The sequence below is a fragment of the Dysgonomonas sp. HDW5B genome, from assembly GCF_011299335.1.
Taxonomy (GTDB): Bacteria; Bacteroidota; Bacteroidia; order Bacteroidales; family Dysgonomonadaceae; genus Dysgonomonas_A.
In genome coordinates, this window is the sequence record NZ_CP049858.1 from 4186728 (window position 1) to 4202962 (window position 16235).

General features: G+C 32.6%; 14 protein-coding genes. 3 read left to right on the forward strand and 11 right to left on the reverse strand.

Going from position 1 to position 16235, the window contains the following annotated elements; translation table 11 throughout:
• The 9 genes from G7051_RS17175 to G7051_RS17215 form a co-directional block, all read right to left on the reverse strand.
• Positions 1–987, reverse strand: a complete 987-nt coding sequence (locus tag G7051_RS17175; protein ID WP_166202236.1) for a glycosyltransferase family 2 protein — start codon at positions 985–987, stop codon at positions 1–3.
• Positions 987–1889, reverse strand: a complete 903-nt coding sequence (locus tag G7051_RS17180) for a glycosyltransferase family 2 protein (RefSeq protein WP_166202238.1) — start codon at positions 1887–1889, stop codon at positions 987–989. The genes G7051_RS17175 and G7051_RS17180 overlap by 1 nt, the downstream gene beginning before the upstream one ends.
• A 9-nt stretch (positions 1890–1898) precedes the next feature.
• A complete protein-coding gene (locus tag G7051_RS17185) occupies positions 1899–2738 on the reverse strand; it encodes an FkbM family methyltransferase (RefSeq protein WP_166202240.1) in 840 nt (279 codons plus the stop codon).
• Between the two features lie 29 nt (positions 2739–2767).
• Positions 2768–4285: a glycosyltransferase gene (locus G7051_RS17190; protein WP_166202242.1), complete on the reverse strand. Its 1518-nt coding sequence runs from the start codon at positions 4283–4285 to the stop codon at positions 2768–2770.
• A 242-nt stretch (positions 4286–4527) separates the two neighbouring features.
• The gene (locus G7051_RS17195; RefSeq protein ID WP_166202244.1) at positions 4528–5418 is read right to left on the reverse strand and encodes a glycosyltransferase family 2 protein; all 891 of its coding nucleotides are present in this window, start codon (positions 5416–5418) and stop codon (positions 4528–4530) included.
• A 27-nt stretch (positions 5419–5445) separates the two neighbouring features.
• Positions 5446–6201, reverse strand: a complete 756-nt coding sequence (locus G7051_RS17200; protein WP_166202246.1) for an FkbM family methyltransferase — start codon at positions 6199–6201, stop codon at positions 5446–5448.
• Complete coding sequence (locus tag G7051_RS17205) at positions 6201–7499, reverse strand: ABC transporter ATP-binding protein (RefSeq protein ID WP_166202248.1); 1299 nt, start codon at positions 7497–7499, stop codon at positions 6201–6203. The genes G7051_RS17200 and G7051_RS17205 overlap by 1 nt, the downstream gene beginning before the upstream one ends.
• A gap of 113 nt (positions 7500–7612) precedes the next feature.
• Complete coding sequence (locus G7051_RS17210) at positions 7613–8470, reverse strand: ABC transporter permease (RefSeq protein ID WP_185155028.1); 858 nt, start codon at positions 8468–8470, stop codon at positions 7613–7615.
• A gap of 149 nt (positions 8471–8619) precedes the next feature.
• Entirely contained in the window at positions 8620–10278 is a 1659-nt protein-coding gene (locus G7051_RS17215) for an AMP-binding protein (protein ID WP_166117402.1), read from the reverse strand.
• A gap of 175 nt (positions 10279–10453) precedes the next feature.
• On the opposite strand from G7051_RS17215, the gene mtaB reads away from it, so the two are divergent.
• The 3 genes from mtaB to G7051_RS17230 are packed head-to-tail and all read left to right on the forward strand — an operon-like array spanning position 10454 to position 13690.
• Positions 10454–11764: a tRNA (N(6)-L-threonylcarbamoyladenosine(37)-C(2))-methylthiotransferase MtaB gene (mtaB, locus tag G7051_RS17220; protein WP_166202252.1), complete on the forward strand. Its 1311-nt coding sequence runs from the start codon at positions 10454–10456 to the stop codon at positions 11762–11764.
• Position 11765: 1 nt separating this feature from the next.
• Positions 11766–12659 (forward strand): lysophospholipid acyltransferase family protein, encoded by an 894-nt coding sequence (locus tag G7051_RS17225; RefSeq protein ID WP_166202254.1) that lies wholly within the window; start codon positions 11766–11768, stop codon positions 12657–12659.
• Positions 12656–13690 carry a glycosyltransferase family 2 protein gene (locus G7051_RS17230; protein WP_166202256.1) on the forward strand — a complete coding sequence of 345 codons (1035 nt, stop codon included), beginning with the start codon at positions 12656–12658 and terminating at the stop codon, positions 13688–13690. The genes G7051_RS17225 and G7051_RS17230 overlap by 4 nt, the downstream gene beginning before the upstream one ends.
• A 949-nt stretch (positions 13691–14639) precedes the next feature.
• Here G7051_RS17230 and miaA read toward each other — a convergent pair.
• Positions 14640–15545, reverse strand: coding sequence for a tRNA (adenosine(37)-N6)-dimethylallyltransferase MiaA (miaA, locus tag G7051_RS17235; protein WP_166202258.1), 906 nt, complete (start codon positions 15543–15545; stop codon positions 14640–14642).
• Positions 15545–16099: a plasmid pRiA4b ORF-3 family protein gene (locus G7051_RS17240; RefSeq protein WP_166117407.1), complete on the reverse strand. Its 555-nt coding sequence runs from the start codon at positions 16097–16099 to the stop codon at positions 15545–15547. The genes miaA and G7051_RS17240 overlap by 1 nt, the downstream gene beginning before the upstream one ends.
• Positions 16100–16235: the final 136 nt, after the last annotated feature.

Here is a 16235-nt window from a genome sequence, read left to right on the forward strand (position 1 = left end):
TTAGCTTACTAATTTCTTTATATTTATTTTAAAGAGAACGGTTATAAATTTTAAAGATACATTATTTCTTATTACTCTTAGAAATTCCTTCAACGAGATCAACCGATCTTTCGGCACATTGCGGTATATCAGGATATTAATATACCTGTCAAAGTATTTCTTATAGAACAGATTATATCTATTATTAGTTTTACTTAATTTATCAAGAATAGCTATTTTAGAAGGTAAATCAACATCAAAACATTTATTTACAGAAATCAGCTCATCGGGACTCATATATTCTCCAAAATAATGAGACAAGTACTCCAGCTTTATTCTTTGTTTTGTTTTTTCCTGCTCCTCATATTTTTGACTGCTGACCTGATTGAAATGTTGACGATACTGCAATAATACTTCATCCAGATTTGCCATTTTCAAATTCTTAATAGCAGCTTCTACCCAAAACTGATAATCTTCTATATATTTATAATCTGCATTATACCTTATATCATTCGAATCGATACTATTCTTTCGCATCATTACCGTAGGATGGGCAAAAGCACCATCATCCAATAATTTGATACGTATTTCTTCATTATAATTAGGATGATGTATCTCATGTGGAGTCCCCATAAAAATAAAAGCCGTACCTAGAATTGATATATCTGGATTATTCTCAAAAAAACGTACTTGTTTCTCAAGCCGTCTATCCAAGGCTATATCATCGGCATCCATACGGGCGATGTACTTTCCTTGTGCAACCTCCAGTCCATAATTTAAAGAATAAATCAACCCCTTATTTCCATCATTATGTATCAGCTTTATACGGGGATCGTCATATCTATTGATAATATCAACTGTATTATCAGTTGAGCCATCATTTATAATCAGAAATTCGAAATCAGTGAAAGTTTGCCCCAGAATACTATCCATAGCCTCTCTGATATGCTCTGCAGCATTGAAAGCAGGCATAAGAACTGACACAGTATAGGGGGATGGATTACTCATTATTTAAAAAGTCTAAGGAAAAGACGTTTAAGTTCATAATATGCAATTATCGGCTCACGTTTGAGGAATAAGAGGAATATTTTCAGATTCGTTTTTTTTGATAATTGATAAAATGATCTGTAGTGTTGCCACTCGTTGAACCATTTTTCACGAAACTTTTTATCCAGCTTAATCCCTTGCTTCTTTGCAATCATTTTAGAGATGGGAAAACCTTCTAAAAATGTTAGTCCGTTTACCTCTGCTCTATTTGAGACATTTGAACTATGGTTCCGAAAGTAATTCAAATATTCTTTTACCTCAGATACCGTTCCTTTTCCATTCATGGCAAGAGTTGCCCAAAATAGCCAGTCACCGCAATACTTCAAGCGAGATAATTTGTCCCAAACCGATTTATCAATTGCATCCTTTCGGAAGACAACCATACTTGCATTATATACAACATTGCCATATAATAACAAATCGGTAAGAAAAGAACTAACATCACACGAGTCCGATTTTAAGACCTCCTCTTTTTTTCGTATAATGATATCATGTTCATCAATAATATATGATTGAGAAAAACAAAGTATCGAATTATTCTTTTCGATTGAAGACATTGTCTTTTCTAGAAAAGTCACATCTGCATAATCATCACTTTCGGCAATCCATATATATTCTCCGTTAGCTAGCTCTATTCCTTTTTTCCATTGTTTAAAGGTTGTTCCGCTATTTATCTCATTGTATACAATATGCGATACTTTTGGATTATCCCCATAAACTTCTATAATCTTCTTACTATTATCTTTAGATTTATCGTCTAAAATAATAAGCTCAAAATTCTGATAAGTTTGATTCAACACCGAATCAATCCTATGCTTAAGATATTTCTCATGATTATAACTCGGAATAATTACTGAAACCATAGACCATTATCATGCACGATATGCAAATATATTTAATTGTAGATCAAATGTACCGGAAGTAAATTTATTCTTATTTTTATAATTAAGAAAAGGATGAGACATTGCTGGATATGCTTCTTTAATATAATACCTAAAGCCAGCATCTGTTAAAACTCGCAACAATAAATCTAGCCTTTGAGGTTCTCCTACCGAACTATGGTATTCAACAAATAATATTCCAACCTTATCCAATGAATCTTTAATATCTAATAATAAGTCTACCTCAGCACCCTCAATGTCTATTTTCAAAAAATCAACAAATTTTTCCAAATAAGGTAATAAGCGTAAAGTCTTTACACTAATAGATTTCGAGGAATCACTATCTCCTTCTAGCTTACCTCCAAGTGAATCATTTGGTATAAAGCTCATGTATCCATCAGTAGTCCAAACTGCAGCATTAATAACATCAACATCTTTAAAATTAAATTGCTCTACATTATATCTACATATCTCTGCAATATTAGGGTCGGCCTCAAATGCTATAATTTGGGAATTTGGATATAGCTGTTTAAAATATATTAGACTCAATCCGATATTTGCTCCGCAATCAATTATCAAAGGGGCTTTATTAGAGGTCTCAAATCTATAAACTTCATCAATAAATATCTCCATAACACATTCCATATAGCAGATATTATTTATTCTGCGTATATTCTTACCAAATAATACAGTAGTGTTATTATCATCCTTATCCCAAATATTATTTACATACTTAGAATATTCTGGAAATGTAATTCCTAGCTTTTTTATATATGTTCTATATGCGTATTTTTCTTTTAGATAAAAATAAAACCTTTTTATATATTTCATAATGTATGATCGAAATTATTTAAAACAGATTACCAATTATTCGAACTATTTGTGGTGGTTTTATAATATATCTCCTCTTCGGTCATGGATAATGTATTAGTATACCAACCTTTATGCTGAGATGTAAAATTACCCGCTATTCGAATTCCTTCAAAAAAATTAGTCTTTTTATATTTATATAATGGGGGATAAATAGCAAATGTTGTATCAATATGAGTACGATACAAATGCTCTCCAATTTGTCTTTCCCAAAACTGCTTCTCCCAATCCAAAACCTTTTGTTTCAACGCATAATAATCGGGAATATCATCTATCCTCAAAGCAAAACCAACTTTACTTACCTCCTTGTGTTTATCTAGAATTTGTATAAACTGATTAATATAATCTTTTGGTAATTCTTTATTGGGTAATATATCGGAATCTGTTACTATATAATATCCGGATGAATATTTCTTATATAAGTCCTGATTTTTCCAAAAAACCAAATGACCATAATTCTCAGTCATCAGCTCAACTGTCACCTTACCCTTAATTTGATCATAATACTCTAACAAAGGAGGATATGTTGAACAATTATCTACTATAACAATATTCTTATGCTTCCTCTCCTGCAAGAAACTGACCAGTTCTTTTAAATCAGCTAATCTATTATAATTAATGATAATAACAGGTATCGAAAGTGGGTCTCTCTTCTGTTTTCTGACTGTTTTATTAAAACACCATATCAAAGGATGTATACGCTTTTCATGTATATAATCAGACCAAAATTGTAAAGAAAAAGCATTGAATATATTTTTCTTTACACTACGCAATAATCTGAATATTCTATTATTGTAGAAATTCTTATACGAACCATATGTATAATACATTTCATATAGCTCATAAGAAAAGGACTCATTTATGACCCTTTGCCTCTCTTCTTGCACTAATTTAATATTCTGGCTACTCAAACCATCCATATCGAACGATGCAACCACAATAGGCAAATGAGTTCTTGAAGTATTCGCGAATACAATCACTTTAAGGAAAAAAGCCCAATCGGATACAATTTTAAGATCTTCTCGATACAATCCGTATCTATCGAACAGTTCCCGTTTAATAAAGGTCGTTGGATGTGTTAATGTGGCCTGCATCATCTGATCAATGCTTACATAATCCGGCATTTTAGCAATATCCGTTTCCCCATTCGGGAAAATTCTATGCAAATCACCATAAATAAGATCATTTTCCAAAGAGTGTTGAAAAATATCGGTCAGAACTTCGTTATTATATAATGTATCTCCACTATTAATAAATAGAAGATATTCTCCTTTTGCTTGTCGAATCCCTTTATTCATGGCATTGTATATACCAGAATCGGGTTCACTAACCCAATAGTTTATTTTATCAGAATATTTTTTTATAACATCTGTACTTCCGTCCGTAGATGCTCCATCAATCACAATGTATTCAAAATCCGAAAAATTCTGATTAACAACACTAGCCAGAGTTTTCTCTAATCCGGCAGCATTATTATAATTAATTGTTATTATGGAAACTTTACTCATTACGATCTTCTATATCCTTTATATATTTTTGCACAAAATTATCAACATCGAAAAAAGACTTCTCAATAATATCCAATCTATCTTCGTTCCAATTCCACCAAGCCATATTCAATAATTTGTGAATAACATCTTCTTCGAACCGATATTTTATGATTCTAATCGAACTGCCAACAGCTACAGCATAGGGTGGTTATCTTTCGAAACCACACTCCCTCCACCAATTACCGCTTCATTTCCAATGATTATAACATACTTTTCATCTTCCAGATCTCTTCAACTGTATAATTTTTATATTTTTCAGGTTCTAGAAATCTAAGAATATCAACATCTGAATATTTTCGCCTAATTACACGACAGTAAAGTTTATATATTTTTAAACGTAAACTATTAGAATTAGATACATCTGGACTATTAATTAAATATGAATACAGCTGAGATAACCGAGGAGAGTACTTTTCTAAAATAGATAATACTTCATTCTGTCTAACTGCTCCTCCAGTTCCTGATTTATGATCCTCGTGGTAGCGATAGATTGATAATGGCTTAGATAAAGCTTTAAATGAATATCCAGCATCCGAGACTCTTATAAACCACTCCCAATCAAAAGTGTAATGTAAATTTTCGTTTAAAGATCCAATTTCTAACCAGATTTTTTTCGTCCAAAAGCTTGAAGGCTGAATTATATATGCTAAATCTTTTATTCTATTTCTTAAGGACGTTTCTACCAGATTACTTCCTGTACTCCATAGATATGTATTTTCTCGAAAATGTATACAATTACCAAAATACAAACAATCTCCATTTTCTAGAAAAGTCTGAGCAATAAAATTTAAGACATTTGGCATCAACATATCATCGCTATTCAACCACATTAAAATATCGCCTGTGGATCGAGTAAAACCTCTATTTATAGCATCAGATTGCCCTTTATCTTTCTGACTCTCCCAATAGCTTATCTCATTATCATATTTTTTTAAAATATCAACTGAATTATCAGAACTCCCACCATCCATTACAATATACTCTAGGTTAGGATAATTCTGCCCCAACACTGAAAGAATTGTGTCTTCAAGAAACTGCCCTTGATTATAACTTGGAGTTACTATTGTTATTTTAGGATATTTATTTATCATATAGATATTAAACTCTAGTCGGTATTATCAATTTTTATTTTTAACAAAGATCGAATCAGCTTGTAAAACCTCACCATTCATAGGTGATACTAATTGTTCTTCATTTCCAACGTATTTAAAACCTAAATTTCTAAGTTTATCATATATAACATCAAATAAAGGTTGTTCTTCATATAGTTCTACGAACGTAGTTTCTATAATAATTAAGTCGGCATTCTCTAAAAGCTTCACCCCACCATTAATCACCTTATCTTCAAACCCTTGAACATCTATTTTTACCATATATGGCTTTTCTAAATTTTGATAAGATAAAACATCATCTAGTCTTTTTATTAAGACAGGTATCTCTGACTCCGATTCTGTTTGTGGAAAATTATCTTTATGAACATGATTCATCTTAAGTAATGACGACGAAGGCGTGTAATCATTTAAATGAAAGGTCATTCGATCATCCTTATCCCCCAAGCCAACATTGAAACACTTGAAATGAAGATCATTTTTGAAGTTATCTTCCAATTTAGCAAATACAGTAGGTATAGGCTCAAAAGAGTATATCATAATTTCCGGGAATAATATTCTCATTCTCTCTGCAAATTGTCCTTCATTAGCTCCAATATCTACAATTGTTTTTAGTCCTTTCATTTGTAGCCATTTATGATTATGAATAAAAAGAGCCAATTCATATGCTTTTTTATTATTTGCATCTATTTCTGCTTGATTATATTTCCATGCCTTCATCTCATATCCAAAAAGATGAAGGAATTTTTGTATACTTTGTTTCATTATATTTGTTTTTTATATTCCAATATTGGTGCTAAAATACCAGGTCTCTTATCATTCCAAATTATAGAATCACTTAATCCCCCCATAATTGTAAAATGAAGCGAAGGCACTTCACTATCAGGATTTATTATCCATGAAATAAAATGTAAACTTATTAGTGGTTTTATATAATACTCTCCATTATTAAGAACTCTTTTAGGAAATTCCGCATAAAAAGTATTTCGACCTTTCTGAATTGGAATAATTCTATCTTCAGACACATCTGTATTATAAGACCAAAAAAGTAATTGATCTCTTGTATCATAAACAGCAAATCCTACACATAATGCAGAATGTAGTGTTTCAACTTCAAACTCTATTTTAACGTAGAAAACTTGATTATTTGCGAAAACACTCTGGTTGACGTAATCTCCATTTTCATTAACGATAGAAATTTCTGTTAATGTACAAAATTCATTATTATACTTATCACCTTTATTTATCCAAGTAGATATTTGAGGTTTTTCATCAAAACTTAAATATTTTGATATAATATCAGATGTACCCCCAATGTCATTGACAGTACCATCTTTCATTAATACACACTTGTCACATAATGCTGCAACTGAATTTAGCTGATGACTAACAAAAAGTACCGTACGCCCTCCTCCTTGAGAAACATCCTTCATTTTCCCTATTGCCTTTTTCTGGAACTCTGCATCCCCCACGGCCAGCACTTCATCCACGACTAAAATTTCAGGCTCCAAATGTGCTGCAATAGCAAATCCCAACCGCACAGTCATTCCCGAAGAATATCTTTTAACGGGTGTATCAACATATTTCGCTATCCCCGAAAAGTCTACTATTTCATCGAATTTACTTGTTATCTCTCTTTTGGTCATCCCAAGAATAGCCCCGTTCATATAAATATTTTCGCGTCCGGTAAGCTCTCCATGAAACCCTGTTCCAACTTCAAGTAACGAAGCAATACGTCCTTTGGCTCTAATACTTCCGGTTGTAGGAGATGTAACTCGCGAAAGAATTTTAAGTAAAGTCGATTTTCCGGCTCCATTCTTTCCTATAATACCTACAACTTCGCCTTGTTGAACATTAAAAGTTATATCTTTTAATGCCCAAACATAATCACTTGTCGATTTTACACTTCTGTCATTAACCTGTCCAACCTGTAAATAAGGGTCTTCTTTGCCACGCACCAAGTGCCACCAACGATTTATATCATGAGTTAAAGTACCTGTTCCAATTGTCCCTAAACGGTACTGTTTCGATACATTTTCAAATTCAATTACTGTATTTGACATATAAAATGTTCTGTTTTATTAAGTAATGCAAAATATCTATGCTATATTTAAAAGCTATAGCCGGCTATTAACATTGCAATTACCAAAGCAATAAAAAGGCCTCTGACCTTAAATTATACAATATCTATAAATCGGCGTTCTACTTTATTAAAAGTAACAATACCAATTAAAACAATTATAACGGTAAATATTCCACTATAAAGTAAACCTCCCCACGATAATTCTCCTGTTCCCAGCATACCATATCTAAAAGCCTCCACAATCGAAGACAGTGGATTCAATTGAATAATCCATTTAAAAGCACCATATTTTGCAGGAATTGCAGATAAAGGATAGATAACCGGAGTAATATACATCATCAAACCAATAGCAAAAGAAAATAAGATATTTAGGTCTCGATACTTAATGGTTACCGATGATATAATAATACCAATACCGAAGCCTATACCTGCCATCATAATTATCAGAAGAGGAAATAGTAACACAGCACTATTTATACCTATCGGAGAACCGTTAAACAGAAAGTATATATAGATTGAAAAGAATAATAGTAACTGAATAAACATTTTAAGAACAGCCGAAACTAGGCCGGCAATAGGAACTACAAGTCTAGGGAAATAAACTTTACTAAAAACATTTGCATTCCCCATAAATGTGCCGGAACTACGCCCCAAACAATCTGTAAAATAATTCCAACACAAAACACCCGACATATAAAATAACATGGGTGGTAATCCATCTGTAGATATCTGGGCAATTCCACCAAAGACCAATGTATAAATAAGCGTCGAAAAAATAGGCTGAATAAAAAACCAAAGAGGACCTAAAATGGTCTGTTTATAAGCAGAAATAAAATCTCTTTTAACATACAGATACAATAAATCTTTGTACCTCCAAACCTCCTTCAAGTTTAGATGAATACCCTTTTCCTTGGGTTTTATGACGATATCCCATTCATCGTCTCTAGCTATATCCATACAGTAATAAAGTAATTAAATAAATTAATATCAGACGACAAAGATAACACTTTTATGGAAAATGTATTCATCATCCAGATACATAAAACGCTCATGTTAAATTATGAGCGTCCTATTATGTTAATTAACAATATATAGAGGTATTATGTTTCGTATAAATATCTTTTTATACTCTTTTTAGGCGTTTTTTCAAACTCTGTAGGATAAATATGTATGGTAGAAATAGTCTCATAATTTGCGACAGACTTGTTTAAAACCTGCTTATTTTCTTCCATTATAGCATCTAAATCGGTTGAAGACAATCCGGTTACGTTCATTGTCTCATAATCAGGATAAACCAAAGCGACCAATTTATTATTCCGCGTTACAACCAGAGATTCTGTAACATAAGGTAAATTATTCAGTTTTGCCTCTATTTCTTCGGGAAATATATTTTGCCCACTGGCACCCAAAATCATAGTTTTACTTCTTCCTCTCAGATAAATCCTGTTATCTTTATCTATCGTACCCAAATCGCCTGTTTTAAGCCAACCATCCTCAGTAAAAGCAGCTTTTGTAGCCTCCTCATTTTTATAATAGCCCTTCATCACATTCTCTCCCCGAACCTGTATTTCGCCCAAGGTATTATAAGGATCAGGGGAATCCACCCGAACTTCCATTATCGACAATATCTTGCCACAAGAAGTCGGAACAAAATCATAGTGGTGATCATATGAAATCAATGGCCCGCACTCGGTCATTCCATACCCAACTGTAAAAGGGAATTTAATTTTATGTAAAAAACTTTCCACTTCTTTATTAAATGCAGCACCTCCAATGATAACTTCGGTAAAAGAACCGCCTAAAGCATCCACTAAGCCTTTTCTGATTTTTGCATAAATCTGATCCTTTACCAGAGGAATCTTTAATGCCATTTTAATACTTGATTTTTCAAGTTTCGGCAAAATAGCTTTCTTGTATAGTTTTTCTATAACCAAAGGAACAGTAACTATCAGATTGGGTTTTATTTCAGAAAATGCAGCAGCTAATATCTTAGGAGAAGGAGCCTTACCCAATAAAGTTACATGAACCCCCTCCGACAATGCGTAAAGAAAATCGAATGCACATCCATACGCATGAGCTAATGGCAAAAAGGAAACAACCCTATCTCCTCTAAATAACAAATCCAACTTTTTAGCATAGGTTACATTTCCTGCTAAATTATTAGCCAACAACATAACACCTTTACTAAACCCGGTAGTTCCGGATGTATAATTGATCAGAACCATTTCCGAATTATCGACACTTGCATACACTATATCGTCTTTTGTGAAACCATTAGGGTATTTGCAGGTCATCTCATTATCCAAATTCTGGATAATAGACTTTATATGCTTCTTACTATTATCATATATACACGAGAAATCGGATAAAGTAAAAATACCTGTCAAATGTGACATTTGCCCTTCTTCCAATCCTTCCCAGACCGAATCATTTACAAAAAGTAATTCCGATTCCGAATGATTTACAATATGGTGTACATTATCAGGGTGAAAATCCTGAAGAATAGGAACTATAACAGCACCATAAGTTATAGTAGCCATATAAGCGATACACCATTGACGAGTATTTTTGCCAATAAGTGCAATTTTAGTTCCTTTTTTTATTTCTAATTTATCAAATAAAATATGCAAACGAGCAATTTCTCTTGCCAGGTCTTTGTATAATAATGTATTGGAGTCTCCATAGTCGGACAATGCTGGTAAATCCCAGTTATATTTGAAACTGTCCTCATATAATTTAATGAAATTCTCTTTAATCATAAAAACTGCTCATTTTTTTATTATTTGTGCAAAAATAGATACAACAATGGTATTTCCAAACTTTTTTAACTTCAATATTGATCCATTTTGTGTATTTTTGTAAGCTATTTATAATTATATATTTATACTACATTGAGTATCAATACATACTCAATCATATTTGCTTAATAAATAAATGACAGATAATACTATATTCGAAAATAAACTTGCCACCTATCTCACTTTAGGATGTAAGTTGAATTTTGCTGAAACTTCGGCTATTGGAAAACAATTGTCAGAAGTGGGGGTACGTAAAGCCCGCGAGGGGGAAGTTGCCCATATATGCGTAATAAACACTTGTTCTGTTACTGAATTTGCAGATAAAAAATGCAGACAAGCCGTTCGAAAACTCATCAAAGAAAATCCTGGGGCATATGTTATTGTAACAGGATGCTATGCCCAACTTAAACCCGATGATATAGCCTCGATAGAAGGCGTTGATATTGTTTTGGGAGCTGAACAAAAGCTGGATGTGATAGCTTATCTTGACGAACTTAAGAAAAAAGAAAAAGGCACGGTCTTTACCAGCAAAACCAATCATATAAAAACATTTGTACCCTCTTGTTCAAAAGACGACAGAACCCGTTATTTTCTCAAAGTACAAGATGGATGTGATTATTTTTGTTCTTTCTGCACAATACCATTTGCCAGAGGAAGAAGCCGTAATGGCAGCGTAGCTGATTTAGTAAAACAAGCCGAAGAGGTTGCAGCAAATGGAGGCAAAGAGATTGTTCTGACAGGTGTAAACATAGGAGATTTTGGGAAAACAACCGGAGAAACATTCTTTGATCTGGTAAAAGCACTGGATAACGTAGACGGTATTGCCCGATATCGTATATCATCTATCGAACCTAACCTTCTAACTGATGAGATTATAGAATTTGTGGCACAATCGAAACGATTTGCTCCGCACTTCCATATCCCGTTACAATCAGGGTCTGACAGTGTATTAAAATTAATGAAACGGAAATATGACACAGCTTTATTCAGACATAAAGTTGAAAAAATAAAAAGTATTCTACCTCATGCCTTCATCGGAGTAGATGTAATTGTAGGTACACGCGGTGAAACCGATGAATACTTCGAAGAATGCCGACAATTTATTGAGAGCCTCGACATATCGCAACTACATGTATTTACCTATTCGGAACGCCCCAACACACAAGCTCTGAAAATAGAACATATTGTTGATGTTAAAACCAAACATGCCAGAAGTAAAGCTTTATTAGATATATCGGATCGAAAACTTAGAGATTTCTACCTGTCTCAAAAAGGACTACTGAGAAAAGCACTTTTTGAACATTCTGTACACGATAATAAAATGTACGGCTTCACCGAAAACTATGTGAAAATAGAGCGTGAATACGATGAAAGACTCGTAAATGTGGTGGGTGAAGTGCATCTAGGTGGATTAAACATAGAAGGAACAGCCGTAGTACTTCAATAAAATGAATAAAATAGTATACAACATAATATACGCCGTATTATATATACATGCTCTACTACCACTTAGAGTATTGTATATACTATCCGATTTATTGTATATTCCTGTATATTATATTGTCAGATACCGGCGAAAAGTCGTAAAAGAAAACCTTTCAAATTCTTTTCCAGACAAAAGTGAGAAAGAATTGTTAAAGTTAGAACGAAACTTTTACCATCATTTCTGTGATTATTTTGTTGAGACTATCAAGCTACTCCATATAACAGATAAAGAAATACAGGAAAGGATTACTTTCAAAAATATTGAATTAGTTGCAGAATTAATGAAAGATGGAAATTCTGCCATTATGTATCTAGGTCATTACGGAAACTGGGAATGGGTACCTTCTATTACTTTAAAATTTGAAAAAGACACTTTACTGGGGCAAATCTATCGCCCGCTTAAAAATGAAGCTTTTGATAAACTCTTTCTTAAGATACGAAGTCGTTTTGGGAGTGTAAGCATTCCTAAAAATAACACTTTGAGATCTATTATTCAGTATAAGAGATCAGGACAGAAAGTACTTATCGGATTTATGTCCGACCAAACTCCATCCTGGAATAATATCCATTATTGGACAAAATTCATGAATCAAGATACAGCTGTATTTACAGGTGTTGAGCGAATAGCCAAGCAAACAGGCTTTTCTATAACCTATCTCGATATCACAAGGGTCGAAAGAGGCAAATATAACTGCGAAGTAAAGCTGATCTCAGCAAACCCAAAAGAGGAGCCTGAATTTGCAATCACAGAAAAATATATTCGTGAGATGGAAAAAACCATCTTACGAAGTCCTGCTTATTGGCTTTGGACTCATAAACGCTGGAAATATAAGAAAAAAGATTTCGTGAACGAATGAAAAAAGCATCTGTTGTTATTCTAAACTGGAATGGGAAACGGCTTCTCGAAGAATTTCTGCCTTCTATCATAAAATATACCAATAGTGCTATTGCTGATATTGTTGTTGCAGACAATGCATCGACCGACTCTTCTCTTGCATTCATCAGACAACACTACCCCAGCCTATCTATTATCGAGTTATCCGAAAATTATGGCTATGCAGATGGATACAATCAAGCCCTAGCTCAAATAAATACCCAATATTCAATACTTCTAAATTCGGATGTAGAAGTTACAGAAAACTGGCTTGAACCTTTACTCGATTTTTTAGAAACAAATGAAAATGTAGCTGTTGTACAACCCAAAATATTAGCTCAAAGAGATAAGGCATATTTTGAATATGCAGGAGCAGCAGGTGGATTTATAGATAAATATGGTTACCCATTCTGTCGGGGAAGAATCTTTGATTCAGTAGAAAAAGATATAAATCAATACGATCAACCCATTGATATATTTTGGGCATCGGGAGCATGTCTAGTTATTCGTACGGAGATATACAAGCTAATAGGAGGCTTAGACAGTGCTTTCTTTGCACACATGGAAGAAATTGATCTATGCTGGAGATTAAATGCCCGAGGATTAAAAATTGCATGTATACCTCAATCAGTGGTATATCACGTAGGCGGAGCTACCTTAACTGAAGAAAGTCCTAAAAAAACCTTCCTGAACTTTAGAAATAATCTTCTGATGCTTTATAAAAACCTAGAAGAGAATGAGTTTAAACATATCTACAAAATACGATTTATTTTAGACTATTTAGCAGCTCTTCAAATGATATCCAAGGGCAAATTCAAGAATGCCAAAGCTACCCATCAGGCTCATATGGAATTCAATAAAATGAAGAAGAATTTCAGTAAGGCTAGAAAAGAGAATTTAGACAAACAAACAACACAAAATATAGCTTCAATATTTCCTAAAAGTATATTATGGCAATTTTTCATTAAAGGACACAAGACATTTAATTCTTTAGTATGGAAGATAAATAATTAGCCTTTTAGGTCTGCTTTCTATGCAATAAATTCATATACCTTCTACACTTTTTTCAGATTTACTTCTCTCAAGAGGTTTAAAATGACATTACCGAAACACAAAACACTAATAGGCAATGCATTAAATTCAATTACAGAGGAAATTATTTAATTCTTATTTTTCCAAGAAAAAGAGAAGACTATTCATTTTAATGATTTATTATATTCTTCGGCAGTTTTATCTTTTTTTTCTAACATATTTATCTCTTTCAAATTTCAGCATTCTCACAGTTCTACACAAAAGAAAATTTCACAGACAAATTCTACACCCCTCGATCAAACCACTACTATACACAAGTATAACTCTAAACATTAATTAACATTGTATTTTTTTTTAAATAGAACTAATAAACTTAAAATATAGAGTTTAAATAGACTATTAATATACAATAATAGTATAAATAGAGATATCGCTTATTGTATACCCTTTAAAACAATCTTATATTATTCTATTCAGAGTAAAAAGACTAATCTATCTTTTTTCTAAACAAATAATAATCAACATAAAATTCCTCATAATCTAAAATCTTGATAAAGATTCTAAAACAGTTATTACAATTATTTTCAGCTATCAGATTAAGCCCTTATAGTTATTTGTCAGTTTCGTAAGCAAAGAGCAATAAATAGTTGCTGTCTTTAAGTTTGTCATCAACTATTTTCTTTTATTAATTAAAGACATAAAATAAAAAGGCTCATTAAAAGGAAATATAAAACCCATAAATACAGCTAATTTATTGTCATTTATCAGCTATCAAAATATAGCCAGCAATATATAATAATATATTACGTGTTAAAATTGACAAATCAATTAAAAACTAATCCACAACATAAATCACTCATAATCTAAACATTAAAAGATCTACCTATATATATCAATAGCTCTTTCAATTATATTCAAGAAAAAAATCTATTTACAAGACCTTTTCCTGTATTTGTTGAAAAGCAATTTCTTGTGAGATTTCAGACAAATCAATCCAGTTAATAGAGGTATCTCTTTTAAACCAAGTCATTTGTTTTCGCGAATAAATTCGAGAGTTTTGCTTAATCTTCTCAATGGCAAAATCTAATGTCCATTGACCATCCAAATATTTGAATAGCTCTTTATACCCAACCGTATTTAAAGAATTATTTATTCGAAAAGGATAAAATCTCTCAGCCTCAGCCAATAAGCCATCCTCCATCATTTTATCAACTCGGAGGTTGATTCTTTGATAAAGTTCGTCTCGATTTCTCATCAATCCAATTTTGATAATTTCGAAAGGACGTTGCTTTACTGTATTAGTACGGAAAGAAGAATAAGGCTTACCTGACATTAAACAAACTTCGAGTGCATGAATAACCCGTTTGTAGTTTTTCAGATCTACCTGATCATAAAAGACCGGATCTAAAATTTTTAATTGTGAACGAATAGGCTCTAGCCCTTCCTTCTCGTAACGATCATAAATCTCTTTTCGAAGATTTTCATCTATCGTGGGAACTTCATCGATTCCTTTGCACAATGCATCTATGTACATCATTGAACCTCCGGTGACAATCAAAATATCATTTGTTTGGTGTAGTTGGGAGATTATTTTAAGTGAATCTGTCTCAAATTCGCTGGCACTATAATACTCTTCGATACCGAGTGTGCCTACCATATAATGAGGTACACGAGACAATTGTATCTCAGTAGGAGCAGCAGTTCCTATTGAAAGACCTTTATATAACTGACGTGAGTCTGCTGATATTATCGGACAATTCCAATATTCAGCCAGACTCACGCTTAATTCGGTTTTACCAACTCCGGTTGGTCCTAATAATACAAGAAGTTTCTTCATTAAAAATTCTCACCATCTGACGCAGGCAGAGATTCATCTAAACCATCAAAGCCTTCAGCATCCAGTTCATCCAGATCATAGCCTTCATCTCCGTAAAAATTTTCACCTGTATCTATACCTGTACTTTTTACTTCAAAATCATCGAAATCGATAAATTGAACAGGAGCATCTCCTAGCGATTTCGTACAAATAGCTTCATCTAAGTCTTTTCCTGTAATAATCTCTCTCAATTCAATAAAAAAAGATCTTTCGGTCATATAGTCAAAGACATACATAAGCTTTTGCTTCTCATCTTCAAGGAAATCATTCAAGACTGAGTCTTCCATTATATAGGAGTCTTCTTCCGAACTTGTATCCATTTCGGTCAAAGTTATTTCACGCTCTTTTTCCCAGTTATCGCTACAAATAAAGAATGAAGACATTTCACCTTCTTGATAGTTTACTGATGAAAGAATAGCTTTGTGTAAGTCCAGAAAAGTTGCGTCAGCATCTATCTGAATTTCCCTTTTGAAATCCTCCACTTCATCTGACAACATTAAAAACCTAAATACCATGAGTTTAGCTAATTATTTTCTTTATTAATTAAATATTTCAAACTTGTTATTTTCCTGAATATTTATTATATAACTATCAATCTATATTGAAGTTACTAAGAAACAGATAGATTTATTACCTTTATTTATTTTTCAA